Origin of the sequence: Rhodopseudomonas sp. P2A-2r, assembly GCF_026015985.1 — a bacterium.
In the GTDB taxonomy this organism is placed as follows: domain Bacteria; phylum Pseudomonadota; class Alphaproteobacteria; order Rhizobiales; family Xanthobacteraceae; genus Tardiphaga.
This window is the reverse complement of sequence record NZ_CP110389.1, coordinates 707918-727461: the sequence shown is the minus strand read 5'-3', so window position 1 is coordinate 727461 and position 19544 is coordinate 707918. Positions and strand designations below refer to the sequence as shown.

Genomic DNA, 19544 nt, shown 5'->3' with positions numbered 1-19544 from the left:
GCTTTCTGTTGCCGGTTACTTGCGGCTCAGGTCGCGGAAATCGACCTGACGGTGGAACCAGTAGGTATAGCCTTCGATCTGCGGGATCATCACGGCGTCCTGGTTGGCCTGCCAAAGCAGCACCATCGGGGTTTCCTTGACGTATTCAGCGATCATCTGCTTGCCCATGCCGTCATACTTCGCCTGGTCCTGCTCGAACCGTGCCTGATTGGCCAGGGTCATCACCAGTTCGTCGTTCCAGGAGCTGTAGTTCCAGCGCTGGTTGCCGGTGAAGAAGTTGCGAAAGAAGTAGTCGGTAGTCGGCAGCCAGGCGGTGGAGCCTTCGGTGAAGAACGGCAGCTTCTTGTCGGTGATCTGCGTCGACATCTGGGCATCGGGCAGTTTCTGGATATCGACTTCGATGCCGATTTTGGCCAGCGATTCCTTGAGCAACACGGCCATTGGCTCGGTGACCGCCGCAGAGCCGACATTGATGCTGAAGGTCGTTTTGAAGCCGTTGGGGAAGCCAGCTTCCGTAAGCAGCGCCTTCGCCGCGGCGATATCGGTCTTCACCGGCATGGGTTGCGGGAAATTGGCGTTCGGCGGCGCGGTCCACGATGCGCCGTACAGCGGGAAGCCACGCTTGAAGATCGCGGCCTTGAACATGTCGTCATAGGGCAGCGCCGCGGCGATCGCTTTGCGCACCTTGATGTTGTCAAACGGCGCCATCTGGGTGTTGAAGGCGATCATTGTAAAGCCGTTGGACTGCGGCGTCGACTCGACCTTGATCTTGCCACGCTGCTGCAGCGCCGGCACGTCGCTCGCCTGCAGGTCGATGGCGATGTCGGCGTCGCCCTTCTCGACCAGGTTGGCACGGGTGGCGGGATCGGCAATGGTCTGCTCGATGACGCGCTTGAAGAACGCTGGTTTGCCGCCGGGTCCGCTGTTCCAATCGTCGTTGCGCTTCAGGATCAGTTGTTCGCCGGGCTTGAACGCCTCGACCTTGTAGGCGCCGGAGCCTGCGGTGTTGGTCTTCAGCCATTCTTGAGCCCACGGATCTTCCACTGTCGCATGGGATTTAGCGAGCTTGCTGTTGAACATCGGAGCCAGCGGCGTGGCGAGATTGGCGAGCGCCAGACGGTCGGCCTTAGGCAGCGTAACGGTGACGGTTTTGGCATCGACCACAGCGAACTGCTCGGCCTTTGTCAGCGAGCCCGTGCCCATCTGGCCTGCGGCGATCGACTTCGCGGTGACCGCACGATCCAGCGACCACTTGATGTCCTCGGCGGTGACCGGTGTGCCATCATGCCATTTGGCATCGCGCAGCTTGAAAGTGATCTTCAAACCGTCGGCGCTGATCTCATAACTTTCGGCAAGTTCGCCGCGGATCTTCGTGCGGTCGAACACCCAGACGCCATTCTCGTCGCGCTTGCGCTCGAAGGCCACGAGGCGGTCATAGATGCTGGTTGAGACGCCGAAGGCTTCGCGCGTCGCGCCCGGCGTGGTGGGATCGAGAGTGGGAATGTTGTTGCCAGTCACCTGACGCAGCGTCTCTGCACGGGTCTGGGCCTGCGCCGCCGCCGGCAGCAGGGCCAGCAGCGCCACGCCGCTCATGATCTTCAACATCCGCCCGCGATCAACGATCATCCGCCTGCTTCCTCTGTTGGATCAGCTCGTCGCAATTTTTGACACGACCTTCGCCGGCCGCCATAGAGCCAGAGTTGCCCGAAACGGCTAGGCCAGCGATTGGATTATCTCGGTAAATCGGCGGCGCGCACATCTGCGACATTTCGCGGCAGACCTGCCGTTCGAAAGGGCAGATCACGGCATCGCTTCCCTATGCGATGGGCGCGCTGAACTGCCGCCTGCGCAAGGAAAATCCCGCCCACCGCCCACCGGAGCAGGATTGAACCAACAGAAGCTGGCTATTTTGGAGGCTTCGACGTCAACGACATCATGGATTGAAATAACCCGCCAAGCGGCGAAATTATTTTCGCAGAAGGCTTAGTGCTGGCCGCATCCCAGCGCTTCGGCGATCCCTGCGATCAGGCGCCGCGCGTCCTCCGCCTTCAGCCGGCCGTAGCCGAACACCAGCCCGGGCCGCGTTGCACGCTCCAGATAGTTTTGTGACAGCGGTTGAACATGAATGCCGGCACGCTTTAGGGTGCGGGCGGCTTCCTGATCGGTCATGCGGGCCTTCATGCGTTCGGTGAAGAATGCCACCAGATGCAGCCCGGTTGCCGCCGGCGAGGCATGCAGGTCGTCGGGCATCAACGTGGTGATGGCTTGCATCAGCGCCTGCTGGCGCTCCGCGTAAACCTTCCGCATACGCCTGAGGTGGCGCAGCAGATGACCCTCCTTCATGAAGCCCGCGAGCGCGAGCTGGCCGATGCCGGAGGAGTGCACGTCGATGCGGGCGCGGCCTTTGCTGAAGGTGCCTACAAAACGTTCTGGCGCCACGATGTAGCCCAGCCGCAGGCTCGGCATCATGATTTTCGAGAAGGTTCCGAGATAGATCACGCGCTGTTCGCGATCCAGCGAGCGCAACGAGGCGATCATACTCTCCTGGTGCCTGAATTCGGAATCGTAGTCGTCCTCGACGATCCAGGCATCGTTCCTGTTGGCCCAGTCGAGCAATTCCAGGCGCCGCTCCAGTCCCATGCTGACGCCGAGCGGATATTGATGCGACGGCGTCACCACGATCAGTTTGGCGTTGGGGGCGCGAGCAATCCCTTCCGCGACGCACAGACCTCTGTCGTCCACCGGCACCGGCACCAGCTTTGCCCCCGCGGCGGTGAGCGCCCAGCGCGCCTCGACGAAGCCGGGTTCCTCGACCCAGACCTCGTCACCATCGTCCAAAATCATTCGGCTGATCAGGTCGAGCGCGCTCGAGGTACCCGAAGTCACGACCACCTGATCCGGGGTGCACACCACGCCACGGACGGAGCCAAGGAAGTTCGCAATCTCCTGACGCAGCTCCGGCAGGCCGGCCGCAGGCAGGTCGAGGCAGTCTGCACCATCAGGATCCTGCCAGCTCTGGCGCAGCAGCCGTGCCCATTCCTTGAAGGGAAAGCTGGAAATATCCGGCGCTCCGGGGGCCATATCGGATTTCCAGTTGGTGTCGTATTCGGAGGCCAGCAGCGATCGCCAGCGCTGTGAAACAGGTCCAGCATGATCGACTGCACCAGTTTCGGCAGCGGGTACTGGCGCGACCGCGACAACGGCTTGGAACTGGCTGACCGAAGCTACCTTGACACCGCCGCGCGGCGTCGATTCCAGATACCCCTCCGCATAAAGCAGCTCCCAAGCGGTCAGCACAACCATGCGTGAGCAGCCTAGTTCGCGGGCCACTTCGCGGGATCCGAGAAACTGTGTGCCGGCCGGAAAGATGCCGCGCAGAATACCGCTGCGCATGTGCGCGGCAATCTGTTGATGCAAGGCAATCGAGGACGTTCGCTGAAGATGCATTCCGGCAAGGGACATGCGATTCTTCTGAATGCGATTATTTTTCAATCAAACATCCCCCGACAGAGCAATCCTGCTTGGGCCAACACAACTAGGCCTGGAGGAAACAGCCCGAACTTCACTTCAGCAAGGCATCTTGGGATTAACCAGAAATGCCTGGAAGATCATAGTGCTTCGGGAGGTTGCTCGCGCCGCGACCGCCCGGCCGCGACGGGCCGACACCCCGCCGGGGTGTCCTCGGATATTTCGCTGGCCTGCCCTAGGCCTCGAGATGTCCACGGTCCGCCTTGCGCGGCGAGTTCAACCGGTCGTTCGCTCATCAAATGTTATGGAAGAAATCGGCCAGTCGCCTAAAGTGCGTTAGGTCCCGTGGCGCGAAGGATTGGGGTCGGCGCTGACGCCGAGTGACCGCCGCCGCTGGCCAACCGTCGTTCGACTGCTGACACCGGTGGCTGGCACTGAACCGCACAAGGGTAGCCTGCGACTTACCATTTTCGACGGAGTACGCGAGCTTGCCGAAGATCGACATGCGAAATCCCTGGCGACGCTGGATTTTGCGGCCCATCATTTTCGGGCTGCCGTTACCTGTCGTCGCCGCGTGGTGCGATCTGCAGCCATCTTGGAAACTGATGGCGTGGACATTTTTTGCATCGTTTGGTCGGAAGCGACGGACGGCATTGGCCGGGAGCAGTCGAATCGTCCTTCCCACACTAAGGTAACGCCGACTCACGCCGCCCCCTTGACCCGGTCCGAGATCGCGGAACTGGCCAAAGGCAGCCGTCCACTTTGAAACAGCGACCCAGGCGGCATCGTCGCTCTGCCGAGGTAAGCGCCATGCGGCGTGCGCTGCACACTCCCTAGGTGATCCATGAAGAAAACTGAGGAGGTTTTTCTCGCAGAGCTCAGGCGTGAAATGCCCTCTCCCGAAATTTGGGTCATCAAACCTGAAAGCATCCTTGTGATGGTCGTTGCCACACCTCTCGAAGAAGAAGCGCGCAAGCCGAATGAGCCTGTCCGCGGTGAACCCGTCCTCGACGAAATGCGACAGATGGAGACTGGGAGGCTAGAAGATGCAGGGCTGGCCAACGTCGTTGCGAGGCGCGCTCCCGAGCTCGTTCTCAACTTGTCGTCCATCAAGGCGCGCGAAAGGGCCGGCGTCCTACAGATGCCCCTTTGCCGCCGCGCCCTCGCGTCGATAATTCTCGGTTTGGCCATAACAGGTCTGATCGGATCCGCCGCGGTCTTCGCGGCCGAGCTTGGCTGCGCACACTACGCTGCCTTTAAAAAGCTCCCGAACGGCTTTCGGGAAATCGCAAGCGGCAGTCTAGTCGGCGGTGCCGAGATATTCGTTTTATCGAATGGCTCCTGCACCTGCGACAACGGGCCCGCGCTTTCACGCCATTTTGGCAGGCCGACTCCTCAGGGCGAACACTGGTCATGTCGTGATGCATCCGGTGACGAGCTCGAGGTCAGGTAAAACAAGTCAAGCTTCCAGTTGGCTCAGCAGATGCGTCGGCCACAGGGCACTTACGAGGTAATCCATGAAGAACCCCCAGGAGGTTCTTCTCGAAGAGCTCAGGCGTGAAATACCCTCCGCCGAAATTTGAGTTATCCAACCTGAAAGCATCCTTGTGATGGTCGTTGCGGCCCCCTCGAAGCGATGGTCATCTCGTCCCTCGTCGAGCGGGACGACCGCGTGTTACGCCTCCGTGGAACGCAGATTGTCCCAGGACCGGCATTCGTCGGCCGCGCAGCGGCCGCATCAACTGTCGAATCCGACGACGTGTTGCCTGAGGAAGAGATAGAAGTATCGGGCGGACGAATCGAGTGGCCCGATGGCATCTCATTCCGACTACCGAATCTCGTTCTGCTCAATGCTGATCTGCAGGGCAAACTTGATCAGCTTCTAGCTCCGGCGGGCAACTAACGATGTGGAACAGCGAAAAGAACAAACCGCCATCATTGTCGCAGCTTTTCGAACCACCGGAAGGCTATCGCGGGCAGTTTGGGTGGCTGTGCGGATACTCAGCCGACGCATCTTTCATGAACGATGCGGTCGAGCGATTCACACAGAAGGTTTCGCAGCAGAGAGCCTACGAGGGAGCGTCGCGCTCGCCTTGATGCTCGACCCCGGTAATTCTCAGATTACCTGTACCGATGTGCCTGGCCTGTTGCATTTGCCCATGAAGCGCCCTGCCGACCGGCCGTTCAATTTGCTGCATGCAAAAGTCGCGATCCTTGGCGCGTCCGCATCAGTGATGCTGCAGGCAACGCGAAGTGGATCCCGCTTGGCGTTGCATGGCTGACTCATCCGAAGCGGCGGCAATATGCGGGCGTCGAATTCTTTCCAAACCCAGACGGCGCGCTTGGACGGGACAACTATCTGAACCTGTGGCGAGGTTTCTCCGTCACTCCGTCGGAGCAGGGCAGCTACGCCGTGTTCAAGGACCACGTCCTCAACAACATCTGCAATTCGGACCCGGCCCTCTATGCCTACCTCTTCGGCTGGTTCGCTCAAATGATGCAGCGGCCGCGGGACAAACTCGGTACCGCGCTGGTTTTGCGCGGCAGCATGGGCTCAGGCAAAAGCAAGCTCGGTGAAGTCTTCGGTTCGTTGATTGCCGCTCACTACGTGCAGGTAGATGAGGGACGCTACATCACCGGAAACTTCAACAGTCATATGGCCAATTGCCTGCTCCTGCAGGCCGATGAGGCAGTCTGGGCCGGCGACAAGGCGGCAGAGGGCCGTTTGAAGGGCCTGATCACCTCAGACATGCAACTGGTGGAGGCCAAGCGCGTAGATCCCATCCGAATGCCGAACTACGTCCACTGCGTGATGACGTCGAATGAAAAGTGGGTCGTCCCGGCCGGGGTGGACGAGCGGCGCTTCTGCGTTCTGGACGTGCACCCTCGGTGCGCACAGAACAACGCCTATTTCAAAGAGATGGAAGACGAGCTGAACGCCGGCGGACGCGAGCGGTTGTTGTGTGATCTGCTCAACTTCGACCTCAACAGTGTCAATCTGCGGAAGATCCCGAAGACGAAGGCGCTTCTCGATCAGAAGCTGAGGTCTCTCGACTCGGTGACCAGCTATTGGTTCGGCCGACTGTGGGACGGCTCGACCACGACGGAAAGTCCTGACTGGCTTCTGCAGGTCCCCATCGAGACGCTGTTCCAGGATTATGTCAAAGCGGCAACGCAGATCGGTGAGCGGCGGCGCCAGACCAAGCCGCAGTTTGGCGAATGCATTCTGAAACTGGGAGCGCGACGGAGCCGGCCTTCCGGAAAAGCGGACGACGGCCCGTCTCACCGTCCGTATCATTACTGCTTTCCTCAGCTCGCTCAGGCAAGAGAGGCCTTCGAAGCACTCGTTGGTCAAACCGTCGATTGGCCAATCATCCCGACAGACGCCTTTGATGAGGAGGTTCCTTAGCCGGTCAAGCCGGCCGTCGATCCAGTCGGTCTATCAGGTCCATGCAGTTTGAGGGAAGTTGAAGTTTCAGCCGGGCGAAGGATGACAAAAAACCTTATTATTATTTAGACTCAAAAAAATAACAAAACTAGTGGACTGCGTGGACGCGACCTTTGTTTACGGGCATTTCTCGCGTCCATACCTCTCGCAAATCGTTGGACTGGGTGGACGGATATGATGCAAAGAGGTCGATCTAAGAATGGGACGGCTGGACTTTGGATGCACAGCCGCCGCAGCCCGAAGTTTCCCCACACCACCAGGCAATCGGCCAGGGTTTACAGCCTTCATAGGATGACGTCGGACTTAACAGGCCCTCGCTCCGTCAGAATAAAGGGTCCTTCCCTGGCCGGGGTACCCGCGCAGCCGCCGCAGCCCGGGATCTCCTCAGCTAGGCTGGGTCAGCTTCACGGTTGACCGAGTTGACGTTTAATTAGCTCGGTTGACGCTCTTGCCGCCGAAAGGATCTGGCCGGCGTTGCAAAGTAGTCGAACGTCATCTTTGGCACGATGAGGCCTGCCGTCATCGCAGTGAGAATCAGCGAGGCCGTCACGACGTTCCTGGCGATCTCGGTCAGCACGGCTGCAGAAGCCGAGCCATGCCCAATCAGGGACAGCGCATCCGCTGCCGTCTGGAACATGAAGATGCCGGGGATCAGGGATACTACTGCGGCGAATGATGATGCGCCGAACGGCACCCGCAACCGGCGTGACAGCGGCGCCATGCAGCACCCGACTAGCGCACAGACCGCGAAGGCTGCAAGCGGCGCGCTGGCGCCGAAATCGATCATCTCCCATCGCAAGGCGTGCGCCGCCATCCCGATGCCGATCGGCAGTGCTAGCATCCGCCACGGCATGTTGAAGAACACGCCATAGGCAGCCACGGCTATTCCAGCGGCACAGACATCGTACAGCAACGGAACGGCAGCGACCGCGTCGGTGGGGGCGAAACGCGCGGCGCTGATCGACAGTCCAATGAGCAGTCCGGCGGAGATCGCGACCACGATCAGGCTGGCAAACAGAATGCGGGCCGCGCCTAGTGCAATGCGCGCGCGCACCAGATCGATCGCGCCGTTTAGAAAGTGCGGGCCCGGCACCAGCACCATGCAAGGGCATGCGGCGAGCAGATGCAGCGGCGCTGGGTCATGCAGTACACTGGCCAAGCTGACGATCGCGCCGGCCAGCAGGCTGGCGACAAACGGTTGCAGAAACGGGCTGCGGCTTAGATGCGAGACGCCGCGGCGGGCACAGGCGCCGAGGCCGGCACTCACGGCAACTAGTACGATTGTCGACATGTGGGCCGCACCGAAAATGACGCTGAGCGCGGCGGCGCCGGCAGCGGCCATGACGGCGAAGCGCAGCAGCGAGACCGGCGGCATGCGACTTATGGCATCAAGGGCCTGCTCGGCATCATCGCGCGTGACCCGCTGGAGGCGAATATCATCGACAAGACATTCCGTGGCATTGACCCGGCCGATGTCGACTGCCGTAGGGTCTGCAGGGATCTGGGCACCGAATGTGCAGGCGTCCGGCTGAACCCGGATGTCTCCCCACCTCGCCGTGAGTATCACCGGGGTGCAGAGCGATTCGCCGAGACGCTCGACCGTGCGATGCGCCCCTTCGGTGGTTTCGCCATTGACGAATAGCAACTGGGCGACGCGGATCAGCAGCTTCATGGTGCCCGCATCCGCGCCCCGCCCCGCCCGAATGCCATCTGGCCTAAGCATGGCTTCGTTCGTCTGCGGATCCATCATGCTTCAAGCCCCGCCAACCCCGTCGCCGATCATCGTCTTGGCATCGACCACCTTGTCAAAGGTCTTCTCGTCGACATGGCCCGAGCGCAGTGCGGCGTCGCGCAATGTCAGGCCTTCCGCATCGGCCGTCTCGGCGATGTGCGCGGCGTTCTGATAGCCGATCACCGGCGACAACGCGGTGACCAGCATCAGACTGTTGGCGACGTAGCTTGCGATCTTCTTCTCGTCGAGCTGCGTGCCTTCGACCGAGAAGGTGCGGAATTTCTTGCAGCCGTCGGCCAGGATGGTAGCCGATTTCAGAAACGAGTTGATGATGATAGGACGCATCGCATTGAGTTCGAAATTGCCCTGCGAGCCCGCAAAGGCCACGCCAGCATCGTTGCCGAGCACCTGGATGGCGATCATCACGATGGCCTCGCACTGGGTCGGGTTGACCTTGCCCGGCATGATCGACGAGCCCGGCTCGTTGGGCGGCAACTTCAGCTCGCCGAGGCCGCAACGCGGGCCCGACGCGAGCCAGCGCATGTCGTTAGCAATCTTCATCAGCGACACGGCAAGCCCGCGAAGCGCCGCATGCGCCCGTACCATCGCATCGAGCGAGCCCTGCGCCATGAACTTGTTCGGCGCAGTGACGAACGGCTTACCGGTCAGTTCGGCGATCTTCTTGGCTACCGCGACGCTGAATCCCTTCGGCGCGTTCAACCCGGTGCCGACCGCCGTGCCGCCGACGGCGAGCTCGTAAAGTCCGGCGCGGGAATCTTCAATGGCCATGATACAGGCACGAATCTGGGCCGCATAGCCGGACCATTCCTGTCCGACCGTCAGCGGCGTCGCGTCCTCCAGATGCGTGCGGCCGGTCTTGACCACGCCCATCCAGCCCTGCGCCTTGCGCTCAATCACCGCCGCCAGTGCATCGAGCTCGACCAGCAGCCGCGTGTCGATCACATCAATGGCGGCGATATGCATGGCGGTCGGGAACGTATCGTTCGAGCTCTGCCCCATGTTGACGTCGTCGTTGGGACCGACCGGCTGCTGGGTGCCCAGCGTGCCGCCGAGCAGCTGGATCGCGCGGTTGGACAGCACCTCGTTGACATTCATGTTGGACTGCGTGCCGGAGCCGGTCTGCCAGACATAGAGCGGGAAATGCGCGTCGAGCTTGCCCGCAATCGCCTCGTCGGCGGCGCGGATGATCGCCGCCGCCTTCCACGCCGGCAGCCGACCCGCGGATTCGTTGACGAGCGCGCAGGCTTTCTTGACGATTCCATAGGCGTGATACACCGCCTTCGGCATGCGATCATCGCCGATCGAGAAATGGATCAACGAGCGCGCCGTCTGCGCGCCGTAATACATGTCGGCGGGAACATCCATATTTCCCATGGAATCGAATTCGTGGCGGGTGCCCCTGGCTGTGAGCCCGATCGGAAGGTCGGTCATGACGGGAATGGCCTTTGCAGCGACTGACATCAGCAAATTCTTGCGGTTAGGTTTGGGAGGAGACGTGAGATGGGACAACCAGATCGCGGGACGTCAAGGCGATGGCTTGCCGTCCGGACCAAATCGTTCGACGCTGGCCGTTCCGTCTGACGCGGTCAGCACGTTCAGCCGCCGCACACCTTTGGTATCCAGCAACACGACACCGGCTGCGCCGAAATTGTTGAGAAACAGATAGCTCGATGCGCCTCCGGGCCGATCGAATTTGACGTGGGCGCCTTTGTCATCAATCTCAAGCGCCGCGCTGGGTGCAGCGGTCGCCGGGTTTGCTAGCTTGATCGACGGCCGCCCGGCCTGGTCGAGGGTTATCGCGAGGCCCGGCTCACCGTCCGGCCGCAGCATCTGGATCACCGGCACGCCGGACTTCGCAGACAGCAACAGTCGCGCGTTGCCCTGGTCGTCGACGATGCGGATTTCCTGCGTCACAATCGCGGGCGGTTGCCCGTCCATTGGATGATCCTTTGCATATCGGGAGAAGCGTGGGGGTGCCGTTCGCCAATCGCGGCAGGCTCAGGCCGGACGAAGCATGTCGCGCGCATAGGCCAGGCCGATGCCATAACCGCCGCCATTGGCTTCGACGATGGCGCGCACCGCATCATAGGTCTCATGCCGGGTCCAGTCCCGCTGCAGTTCCAGCAGCACCTGGATCCACGATGTCATGCGGGCGCCTGCGGATTCCATGCGTCGCAATGCGAGATCATGGCTGCGCTCGGTCAACCCGCCGCAGGCATCACCCACGACGAAAACCTCGTAGCCGTCGGCGATGGCCGAGAGAACCATAAAGGAGACGCACGCCTCGGTGAGGAGGCCCGAAACGATCAATCGCCGCCGCGCGCTGTTCTCGACTGCCGTGCGCGCGGCGTCGTCCTCCCACATGTTCATGCTGCGCCGATCAATCGGATGCACATTCGGGAGATGCGCGCTGAGCGCAGGCATTAGTGGCCCGCCATACACTTTGGTGGCCGACGTCGAGGCGATGATCGGCAGGCCAAACGCCAGCGCCGTGCGGGACAAAGCGATGGTGTTGTTCAAAAGGATCTGACGATCGATCGAGCCGACCCCGAAGGCGAGACCGGCCTGATGATCGATGAGCACGAGAGCGCATTGGTCCGGCGTCAACAGACCGGGATTTAAGGACATGGCGGCTCCTGCTGGCTTGATCGGCTTGCTTGCGTCTTCGTGCGAGGACGGCAGGCAAATCCAATCGTTCGTTGCTGGCAGCGACACTGACGGAAATCGGTATGGGCGTATTGTCGGAAAGTCACCTGTTCGGATGCTCGGGCTTCAGCGCGGAACGTTCATGATCTGCGCTACGGAAGCAGCCGCTCACTTATGATCCTGCAGAACTCGCAGTGCGACGACCGCATTCTTTTGTTCAAGCCTGTAACGAATTTCACGTCTAGCTTTGCATTGTTGCCGTCAAGGCTATCGTTGCAGATCCGCAATGCGGCAGCCAAAACAGCCAGGAATGAGTAGATGCGAGAGGACAGGCCCGTCGTGACGACAAGTCTGAATACATCCGTTGTGCAGCCATCGGTGGCAATGATCCTGCTGTTCAGTACCATCGCGGGCTCCACTGATACGATCAGCTTCCTGTCCCTCGGCGGACTTTTTGCTGCGCATGTCACCGGAAACGTCGTGCTGATGGCGGGCCATCTGGCGGCCGGCGGAAAGGTCGGCATCGCCCAACTGATTGCAGTCCCTGTGTTCATGATGGTCGTTGCGCTCATGCGGTTTTTCGAGGGCAGGCTGGGGCGCGTTTCGCTTGACACGCTGATAGCGCTTCAACTGACTTTTCTCGCTCTGTTCCTGTTGATGCGCGTGCTCAACGGGCAAATCGCGGAGCTGGACAGCTTGTCCGTGGTTTTCGCGGGCATGTGTGGCGTTGCCGCCATGGCCACGCAGAGCGTGCTGGTTCAGAGCATGCCGGGCATGCCATCGACGACGATGGTCACTGTCGATATCACGCGTTTTTCAATGGGGATTGTCGATCTGATGTCTCGGCAGGCCAATGACCATGCCACGTCATTGCGAAATGTGCAGGCTGTCGGACCCGCGATCGCGGGCTTCGTCTGCGGTTGCTGCCTTGGCGCGGCGCTGCACCGGCAGCTGGGGACACAGGCACTGACGCTACCCGTGCTGCTCTCTGCCATCGCACTCTGGTGGCACGGCCGCCGCGTAGCCGCGGTGGCCTCGAAAGCCGAGGCTTGACCGCCGCTTGCAAGCTTCGTCAGCGATTCAATGTGTAGTTCGCCGGAATCCAGCGATAACCTTTACCGTCACCGCGCACATGGCCGATCCCGGGGAACGAAACATGGGCGCCTGCCACCCACCAGCCCTTGTTCGCGGCAATCGCCAAAGCGTTCTTGCGAGCTGCAATGGCAAGTGGCACGTCCCAGTCGTATTCTATAGCTACGTCGGGATCAGGCAGCTGCACCGGCTGCATGTGAACCGTATCACCCCAGAACAGCATCGACTGCGCGCCGTCTTGCAGCAGGTAATACGTGTGACCCGGCGTATGACCCGGTGCCGCCATCGGCGTCAGCCCGGGCAGCAGCGCGGCCTCTCCATCGAACGGCTTGAAGCGGCCTGTCGCCACATAAGGCGCGACGACTTTCTGGATGGCGGGGAAGAACGGCTTCAGGAGATCGCCGACGCTGTCCTGGTTGCGGTTGTCGAGCCAGAACTCCGCGTCGCGCTTAGAGACATGAACGACCGCCTTGGCGAACACGGGCTTGCCGTCCAGCATCAACCCGCCGGCATGATCTTCGTGAAGGTGGGTGATGAAGATGTCGTCGACAGCGTCGGGCGCGTAACCCGCCGCCTTGATCGCTCCCACCAGCCCGCCGCCGTCCTTGCCGTAAAGATTGCCGGCCCCGGTATCGATCAGGATCAGGCGATCGCCCATGTTGACGAGAAACGCATTGATCATGCCCTCGAACGGAGACTTCAGCTCTTGGTCGCCGAGCAATTCATCAATTTCCCCAGGCTTCGCGCCCACGGCGAGCTTCGCGGCCTGAAACGGATGCGTGCCGTCAAGCAGTGCGGTGACTTCGAACCGGCCGATATGCATCCGGTAGTAGCCGGGCGCTTGCCCGCCAACGGCCTGGGCGGCCGCAGAGGCCAGCTGTGTCGACACCACGAACGACAAAGATGCGAGAGACGAGAAACATAGCGCGGAGCCGAACATTCTAGACAGCGCGCGCCGGTTCATTTGGCTGCGCTCTTCGCGACAGTCGCGACTGCATCCTCGATCACCTCAGCCACTTCGCGAGGATGCGACAGCAGCGAGACATGGCTCGACGGCAGCACAGTGGTCTTGGCCTTCATCATTGCGGCGAGATCGCGCTCCATCTGCGGGGCGATCACCCGGTCGTTGGCGGAGACGACGTACCACGACGGCACCGTCTTCCAGGCCGGCACGGTGACCTTGTCGCCGAACGTGCTGGCCGCGAGCGCGCCCTGAGTGACGAACAGGATGCGGGCTTCCTGCTTCGGCAGATCATGCGCGAAATTATCGATCATGCCCTGCTCGGTCTGGCGTAGGAAACCGTGGCCGTCGTCCCGGACGGTGCCAAGCGCCGGCGTCTTGGGATAGGCATTGACGAGATCGCCGCCGGACTGGCCTTCCTTGTTGGCAAAGGCCGCAACGTAGACGAGCGCCTTCACTTTCGGATCCGTGCCGGCTTCCGTGATGACGGTGCCGGCCCAGCTGTGTCCGACCAGCACGACGGGACCGGTCGCATCCAGCAGCACGCGCTTCGTAGCCGCGACGTCGTCGGCCAGCGAGGTCAGCGGGTTCTGCACGCCCAGCACCTTGATGCCCTTGGCCTGCAGCAGCGGAATCACTTTCGCCCAGCTCGATCCGTCCGCCCAGGCCCCGTGCACCAGGACAACAGTCGGAGCATCCGGACCGCCAGGTGCTTTGGACGATGCTGTCTTTGCTGCCTCTGTCTTCGAGGCTGCAATTGCCGACGACGCCGATAAAAGAATAGCCGTTGTTGCTGCCAGCACTTGCTTGATTGTCATTGTCGATTCCTTGATCATTGCGGCATCCCGCCCTCAGATTTGATCTGGACTAGATCGCGGCGCCCCGCGCCATGCGGGAGCAGGTCTGCCGGATCGCCTCTCGCGTCACATTTCGACGCAGATGTTAGAAATCGTCCGGCACGATCTCTTGAAGGAAAGGAAGGTGAATTGTCTGAATGATGAACGCGGTGTTCAAACTCCCTGCGGCTTTGAGACGGCCTCCATCAATCGCGCCTCGCCTTGGCAACGATGCCCGGTGTCACTTGACCAGCTTTGTTACCGAAGTGCGCCAGCACATAATTGCTAACCGCCGCGACATCTGCGTCGGTATAGGCGGCGGCAAAGGACGGCATATTGCGGTCGCCTGTCGGTGATGACATGTGAACGCCGTTCAGGATCAAGCGGACGAGATTTGTGCCGTCGGGATCGTTGACCGTGCGCGCGCCGCGCAGCGATGCGCTCGGGCTTTGCTGTCCGTTCCCGTCCCAGCCGTGACAACTGGCGCACGCGCCTTGAAAAATCTTAAGGCCTTCGGAAGACGCCGTGGTCGGTTGCGGCGTCCACGGGCCGGACGAGGCGAGGCTCGCAGGCGATCGCTCAACCGGACCGGCCAGTGTTGACGGCAAGGACGGAACGGTCCGCATATAGGTGACCATGCTGGCAATGTCGTGAGCCGAAAGCAGCCGCAGACTGAGATTGACCGCCTCGGCCATGCTTCCGCTGGTGCCACCGTGGCCTTCGGCATGCCCGCTCGACAGATAGGCCGCCAGTTCGGCGTCGGTCCATTCGCCGGTCCCGGACTGCCTGTCCGGCGTGATGTTGTAGGCTTTCAAGCCCTCGACGACGGCGCCGGAGAATTTTGCGTCGCTCTTGGTTGCGAACAGGAGATTGCGCGGTGTGTGGCACTCGCCGCAATGCGCCAGCGCCTCGACCAGATAGGCGCCGCGATTCCATTCCGTAGTCTTCGACCTGTCGGGCGCATAGGGACCATCGGGCATGAACAGCAATTTCCAGCCGCGCATGACGTAACGCTGGTTGAACGGAAACCAGAGGTCGTTGGGACGCGACGGAACCGCCGCGGCGCTCACGCTCGCCAGATAAGCCCTGATCGCCAGCGCGTCATCGGTGGAAAGCAACGCGAAGGATGTATAGGGAAAGGCCGGATAGAGATCTTCGCCATGACGGCCGAGTCCCTTGCGCAGCGCGCGCACGAATTCGGCATCGGACCAAGCACCGATGCCGAACTCGCGGTCCGGCGTGATGTTCGGCGCGTAGATGGTGCCGAACGGCAGCTTGAACGCGAGCCCTCCGGCCAGTTTCATGCCGCCCGGCGCGGTATGACAGGCCGCGCAGTCGGCGGCCTTTGCGAGATACTCGCCCTTGGCAATCAGGTCCTGCCCGGTCGGCGATGCAGCACTCAACGCGACGGCGGGCAGCGGCGCCGGCCAGAAGAAGAACCACGCGGCTCCCACAGCGACGATCGCGCCAGCCAGCGCCACGCCTATCAACTTCTTCATGCCCTGCTCCTCGCCACCAGCAGGCTGCGGTCGATCGGCAGTTTGCGCAGGCGAACGCCGGTTGCGGCATAGATCGCATTCGCCAGCGCAGGTGCGGCCGAGACCGTGCCGACCTCGCCCATCCCGCCCGGCGGCAATTCGCTGCGTATCAGATGCACCTCGACCTGCGGCGCCTCGTTGAAGCGCATCTGCCGGTAGTCGTTGAAATTGCCCTGCTCGACCTTGCCGCCGGCAAAGGTGATCAGGTTATGCAGTGCGGCCGAGAGGCCAAACAGCGCGCCGCCCTCGATTTGCGCCCGGATCGAATCCGGATTGATCTGCACGCCGCAATCGATCGCCGCAACCACGCGCACCAGATCGATGGTGCCGGAGTCGTCGACCTTTACTTCGACGACCATCGCCGCGCGGGTGTCGAAACTGTCGTGCAATGAGACGCCACGGCCCGACCTCGCGGGGAGCTTTTGCCCCCATCCTGCCTTTGCCACGGCCAGATCGAGCACGGCCAACGACCGTGGGTTCTTGCCGAGTAGCGCGCGTCGATAGGCAACGGGGTCACGGCCCGCCGCAGCGGCCAACTCGTCAATGAAGCTTTCGACTACAAACACGTTGTGGGTCGGGCCGACGCCGCGCCACCAATTGAGCGGCGCAGGCGGATCCTGCCGCACCCAGTCCACCCGCATCGCCTTGAGGTCATAGGGCGTATCGCCCGCGCTCTCGATCGAATCGGGATCGAGCTTGCCTTTCGGCCAACCGCCCTCATCGAAATACTCGCGTACAGTGCCGGACGTCACGCGATGGGTCCACGCGATCGGCATGCCGTCCGCATCGAGCCCCGCATGCAGGCGGTCATAATAGGCCGGACGAAAGTGATCGTGGCGGATGTCCTGCTCGCGGGTCCACACGACTTTCAGCGGATAAGGCACCTGTTTGGCGAAATGCACCGCCTGCTCGATGGTGTCAGCAGCCAGGCGGCGTCCGAAGCCGCCGCCTATCAGGTGGTTGTGAATGACGACTCGCTCCGGCGGCAGCCCGGTGATGCGGGCCGCGTGCCGTTGCGCCGTCGCAGGTACCTGTGTGCCGACCCAGATGTCGCAGCCGTCGGGCCGGACGTGCACGGTGGTATTGATCGGCTCAAGCGTGGCGTGCGCAAGGAACGGCAGCTCGTAAGTAGCTTCGAGAATCTTGCTGGAGCGGGCGAAAGCGCCCGCGAGATCGCCGACATGAACCCCCGCCGTCGGGGCTTCGATCTCCGACGCAAGCTTCATCGCATCGCGAATCGTTGTCGACGACATCGACGCGTTCGAGCCGGGGTCCCACTCGATCTGCAGATCTTCAAGCGCGCTGTACGCCGCCCAGTAGTGGTGTGCGACGACCGCAACGGCGTCATCGATGCGCAGGACGTCGATGACACCGGCACGCGACCGGGCGGCGCCTTCCTGCAGCGATTTGAGCTTGCCGCCGATGAACGGGCAGATTGTCACGGCGGCGGTTTTCATGCCGGGAACTTCGACATCGAGGCCGAACACCGCGGAACCATTGACCTTGGCTGGCGTATCGAGACGCGGAACGGATTTGCCAATCAGTGAGAAGTTCGCAACGGATTTCAATGCGACCGAGGATGGCAGAGGCATCCTTGTGGCCGCATCGACCAGCGCAGCGTAGGGCAGCGCTCGTCCGGTCGGATGATGCGTGACAACGGCACGGCTGGCGCTGCATTCGGCAACCGGCACGCCCCAGCTATTCGCCGCAGCACCAATCAACAGCGTCCGCCCTTGCGCGCCAGCCTCGCGCAGCGGCGTCCAGAAGCCGCGAATGGATGTCGATCCGCCGGTCAACTGCGCCTTGAAGCGGGGTTGCGCGTACATCTTGTCGGCCGGTGCGGCGACGACGGAGATCTGATCGAGGCCGACCTCCAGTTCCTCGGCGACCAGCATGGCTTCGGCTGTGTAGATGCCCTGGCCCATTTCCACGCTCGGCATCACCAGCACGATGCGGCCGTCGCGGTCGATGCGGAGAAACCCGTTTGGCGCGAAGTCCGCATCGGCGGGACTCGCTATCTTCGGAGTGGCGGGCTCTTCCGCGGCATCGCCCCGCGACGAGTTACCAAGCGCGATCAGCAGCGCGCCACCCACCAACAGATCACGCCTGCTGAACTGCGACCGCTTCATGCGCTGGACGCCTCCTTGATGGCCGCACGAATCCGGGCGTAGGTGCCGCAGCGACAGATGTTGCCCGACATGGCCGAGTCGATGGCGAGATCGTCCGGCGCAGGGTTGCGCGCGAGCAGCGCCGCGGCGGACATGATCTGACCGGACTGGCAGTAGCCGCATTGCACAACTTCAAGCGCAAGCCACGCCTGCTGCACACGCTGCCCGACGGCCGTCTCGCCGATGGCTTCGATGGTCGTAATTTCTGCCTTGCCGACTGAACCGACCGGCATGACGCAGGAGCGCAGCGGGCGGCCATCAAGATGCACGGTGCACGCGCCGCACTGGGCAATGCCGCAGCCGAATTTGGTTCCTTTCAAACCAACGAGGTCGCGCAGCACCCAGAGCAGCGGCATGTCGCCCGGCGCTTCGACCTGATGCTCCCGGCCGTTGACGCGGATCGTCAGCATGTGAAACCTCGTCTCGTCAGTGGACCATCAGGCATGAAATGGGGGCCAGCTTGCTTTATCCGTTCCAGCCCTCGAGAAACTCAAGCAGCAGCCTGTTGACGCGATCGGGCTGCTCCTCGTGCGGAAGATGGCCGCACTGCTCGATCGCTTCGGCGCGCAGATTTGATGCCATCTCGCTCCAGACTTCCGCCATATCGAACATTCGGCCTACGGCTTCGAAGTCGGCGCCCCACAATGACAGCACAGGACACGCGATTTTCACGTCGGCATCGACCTGGTCTTGCGCGACATCCTCGGCATTGGCCCGATAATCCGCCATCGCGCCACGCACCGCGCCGGGCCTGCGATAGGCCTGGACGTAGGTGTCGAAGTCGTGGCCGGAGATGGTCAGCGGATCGTAGCACCAGTCGGAGAAGAAGTGCCGCAGCCACAGATCCTCGCGATCGCGGATCAGGCTTTCCGGCAGGTCCGGCACCAGATGAAAGAAGAAGAACCAGTATGCCTTCGCAAGCTTCGGGCTCATCTCGCGCGCGACGACGCGGGTGGGCACGTTGTCCATCACCACCAGACGATCCACCAGCGCCGGATGGTCCTTGGTGAGACGCGTCGCGACGCGGGCGCCGCGGTCGTGGCCGACCAGCGCGATCCTGCCCAGCCCCAGTGCCTTGATCAGCTCGACCGTGTCGAGCGCCATGTTGCGCTTGTCATAGCCGGATGCCGGCTTGTCGGTCTCGCCATAGCCGCGCAGATCTGGCGCGATGACATGATACTTTTCTGCCAGCACCGGAATTTGATGGCGCCATGCAAAGCTGGTCTCGGGGAAACCGTGCAGCAACAAGACAGGCGGCCCGCTACCCGCCTCGAGAAAATGCTGCCTGATGCCGTTGGCGTGAACCGTATGTCGCTTGATGGTTGTCATTACAAACTCCGTGAATACCCGAACGGGTGCGCACGCCCTAGTCCACGTCGATTGAGCAAGTTCCAACTATGCCGGATCATGTCCGCGAACGGAGATCCGGGTCTTGAACAATAGTACGGCTACCGCCGGATGCGGCGTCGTGATCCGACACTCATTGGTGAGCGTCACGTTCAGTCTCTGCGCGATCGGCGTAATACCGATTGATACCCGCCGTTGACGGCTTCGACGGATCGCGGACATGGATTCGTGCGCCTCCGCATTACAGGAATGCCGATATGGGTCTTCCGCCGGTCCGCGCGCGCGCC

At 61.9% G+C, this 19544-nt stretch carries 15 protein-coding genes; 3 read left to right on the top strand and 12 right to left on the bottom strand.

Translation table 11 applies throughout. The features are described 5' to 3' along the window. Window positions 1-15: 15 nt before the first annotated feature. On the bottom strand, window positions 16-1626 hold the full coding sequence (locus tag ONR75_RS03400) for an ABC transporter substrate-binding protein (protein WP_265081385.1): 1611 nt from the start codon (window positions 1624-1626) through the stop codon (window positions 16-18). Window positions 1627-1983: 357 nt separating this feature from the next. Next, window positions 1984-3462 (bottom strand): PLP-dependent aminotransferase family protein, encoded by a 1479-nt coding sequence (locus ONR75_RS03395; protein WP_413776486.1) that lies wholly within the window; start codon window positions 3460-3462, stop codon window positions 1984-1986. 850 nt (window positions 3463-4312) lie between these two features. On the opposite strand from ONR75_RS03395, the gene ONR75_RS03390 reads away from it, so the two are divergent. Both ONR75_RS03390 and ONR75_RS03385 read left to right on the top strand, forming a co-directional pair. Further along, on the top strand, window positions 4313-4921 hold the full coding sequence (locus ONR75_RS03390) for a hypothetical protein (RefSeq protein WP_265081383.1): 609 nt from the start codon (window positions 4313-4315) through the stop codon (window positions 4919-4921). A gap of 960 nt (window positions 4922-5881) precedes the next feature. After that, entirely contained in the window at window positions 5882-6877 is a 996-nt protein-coding gene (locus ONR75_RS03385; protein WP_265081382.1) for a primase-helicase family protein, read from the top strand. Window positions 6878-7346: 469 nt separating this feature from the next. Here the strand turns inward: ONR75_RS03385 and ONR75_RS03380 are convergent, their stop codons facing one another. The 4 genes from ONR75_RS03380 to ONR75_RS03365 form a co-directional block, all read right to left on the bottom strand. Next, window positions 7347-8588 carry a threonine/serine ThrE exporter family protein gene (locus ONR75_RS03380; RefSeq protein ID WP_265081381.1) on the bottom strand — a complete coding sequence of 414 codons (1242 nt, stop codon included), beginning with the start codon at window positions 8586-8588 and terminating at the stop codon, window positions 7347-7349. Window positions 8589-8669: 81 nt separating this feature from the next. Further along, entirely contained in the window at window positions 8670-10130 is a 1461-nt protein-coding gene (gene fumC / locus ONR75_RS03375) for a class II fumarate hydratase (protein WP_265081380.1), read from the bottom strand. 63 nt (window positions 10131-10193) lie between these two features. Next, window positions 10194-10607, bottom strand: a complete 414-nt coding sequence (locus tag ONR75_RS03370) for a hypothetical protein (protein ID WP_265081379.1) — start codon at window positions 10605-10607, stop codon at window positions 10194-10196. 60 nt (window positions 10608-10667) lie between these two features. After that, window positions 10668-11384, bottom strand: coding sequence for a hydrolase (locus ONR75_RS03365; RefSeq protein ID WP_265081378.1), 717 nt, complete (start codon window positions 11382-11384; stop codon window positions 10668-10670). Between the two features lie 270 nt (window positions 11385-11654). Here ONR75_RS03365 and ONR75_RS03360 point away from each other — a divergent pair, with 270 nt between their 5' ends. After that, window positions 11655-12368 (top strand): YoaK family protein, encoded by a 714-nt coding sequence (locus tag ONR75_RS03360; protein ID WP_265081377.1) that lies wholly within the window; start codon window positions 11655-11657, stop codon window positions 12366-12368. Between the two features lie 19 nt (window positions 12369-12387). Here the strand turns inward: ONR75_RS03360 and ONR75_RS03355 are convergent, their stop codons facing one another. From ONR75_RS03355 to ONR75_RS03330, 6 genes are all read right to left on the bottom strand, one after another. Further along, window positions 12388-13371: an MBL fold metallo-hydrolase gene (locus ONR75_RS03355; RefSeq protein ID WP_265081376.1), complete on the bottom strand. Its 984-nt coding sequence runs from the start codon at window positions 13369-13371 to the stop codon at window positions 12388-12390. Beyond that, window positions 13368-14186 carry an alpha/beta fold hydrolase gene (locus ONR75_RS03350; RefSeq protein WP_265081375.1) on the bottom strand — a complete coding sequence of 273 codons (819 nt, stop codon included), beginning with the start codon at window positions 14184-14186 and terminating at the stop codon, window positions 13368-13370. Before ONR75_RS03350 ends, ONR75_RS03355 begins: the two co-directional genes overlap by 4 nt. Before the next feature lie 224 nt (window positions 14187-14410). Next, window positions 14411-15703 (bottom strand): c-type cytochrome, encoded by a 1293-nt coding sequence (locus tag ONR75_RS03345; protein WP_265081374.1) that lies wholly within the window; start codon window positions 15701-15703, stop codon window positions 14411-14413. Beyond that, the gene (locus ONR75_RS03340) at window positions 15700-17871 is read right to left on the bottom strand and encodes a xanthine dehydrogenase family protein molybdopterin-binding subunit (protein WP_265081373.1); all 2172 of its coding nucleotides are present in this window, start codon (window positions 17869-17871) and stop codon (window positions 15700-15702) included. The genes ONR75_RS03345 and ONR75_RS03340 overlap by 4 nt, the downstream gene beginning before the upstream one ends. Then, window positions 17868-18320, bottom strand: a complete 453-nt coding sequence (locus ONR75_RS03335; RefSeq protein ID WP_265081372.1) for a (2Fe-2S)-binding protein — start codon at window positions 18318-18320, stop codon at window positions 17868-17870. The genes ONR75_RS03340 and ONR75_RS03335 overlap by 4 nt, the downstream gene beginning before the upstream one ends. A 55-nt stretch (window positions 18321-18375) precedes the next feature. Next, a complete protein-coding gene (locus tag ONR75_RS03330; RefSeq protein ID WP_265081371.1) occupies window positions 18376-19239 on the bottom strand; it encodes an alpha/beta fold hydrolase in 864 nt (287 codons plus the stop codon). Between the last annotated feature and the right edge of the window lie 305 nt (window positions 19240-19544).

Coding starts and splice junctions, on each gene's coding strand:
- ONR75_RS03355 (WP_265081376.1), bottom strand. CDS start 13,371: ATGAACCGGCGCGCGCTGTCTAGAATGTTCGGCTCCGCGCTATGTTTC.
- ONR75_RS03335 (WP_265081372.1), bottom strand. CDS start 18,320: ATGCTGACGATCCGCGTCAACGGCCGGGAGCATCAGGTCGAAGCGCCG.
- ONR75_RS03340 (WP_265081373.1), bottom strand. CDS start 17,871: ATGAAGCGGTCGCAGTTCAGCAGGCGTGATCTGTTGGTGGGTGGCGCG.
- ONR75_RS03390 (WP_265081383.1), top strand. CDS start 4,313: ATGAAGAAAACTGAGGAGGTTTTTCTCGCAGAGCTCAGGCGTGAAATG.
- ONR75_RS03395 (WP_413776486.1), bottom strand. CDS start 3,462: ATGTCCCTTGCCGGAATGCATCTTCAGCGAACGTCCTCGATTGCCTTG.
- ONR75_RS03400 (WP_265081385.1), bottom strand. CDS start 1,626: ATGATCGTTGATCGCGGGCGGATGTTGAAGATCATGAGCGGCGTGGCG.
- fumC (WP_265081380.1), bottom strand. CDS start 10,130: ATGTCAGTCGCTGCAAAGGCCATTCCCGTCATGACCGACCTTCCGATC.
- ONR75_RS03370 (WP_265081379.1), bottom strand. CDS start 10,607: ATGGACGGGCAACCGCCCGCGATTGTGACGCAGGAAATCCGCATCGTC.
- ONR75_RS03345 (WP_265081374.1), bottom strand. CDS start 15,703: ATGAAGAAGTTGATAGGCGTGGCGCTGGCTGGCGCGATCGTCGCTGTG.
- ONR75_RS03380 (WP_265081381.1), bottom strand. CDS start 8,588: ATGAAGCTGCTGATCCGCGTCGCCCAGTTGCTATTCGTCAATGGCGAA.
- ONR75_RS03350 (WP_265081375.1), bottom strand. CDS start 14,186: ATGACAATCAAGCAAGTGCTGGCAGCAACAACGGCTATTCTTTTATCG.
- ONR75_RS03330 (WP_265081371.1), bottom strand. CDS start 19,239: ATGACAACCATCAAGCGACATACGGTTCACGCCAACGGCATCAGGCAG.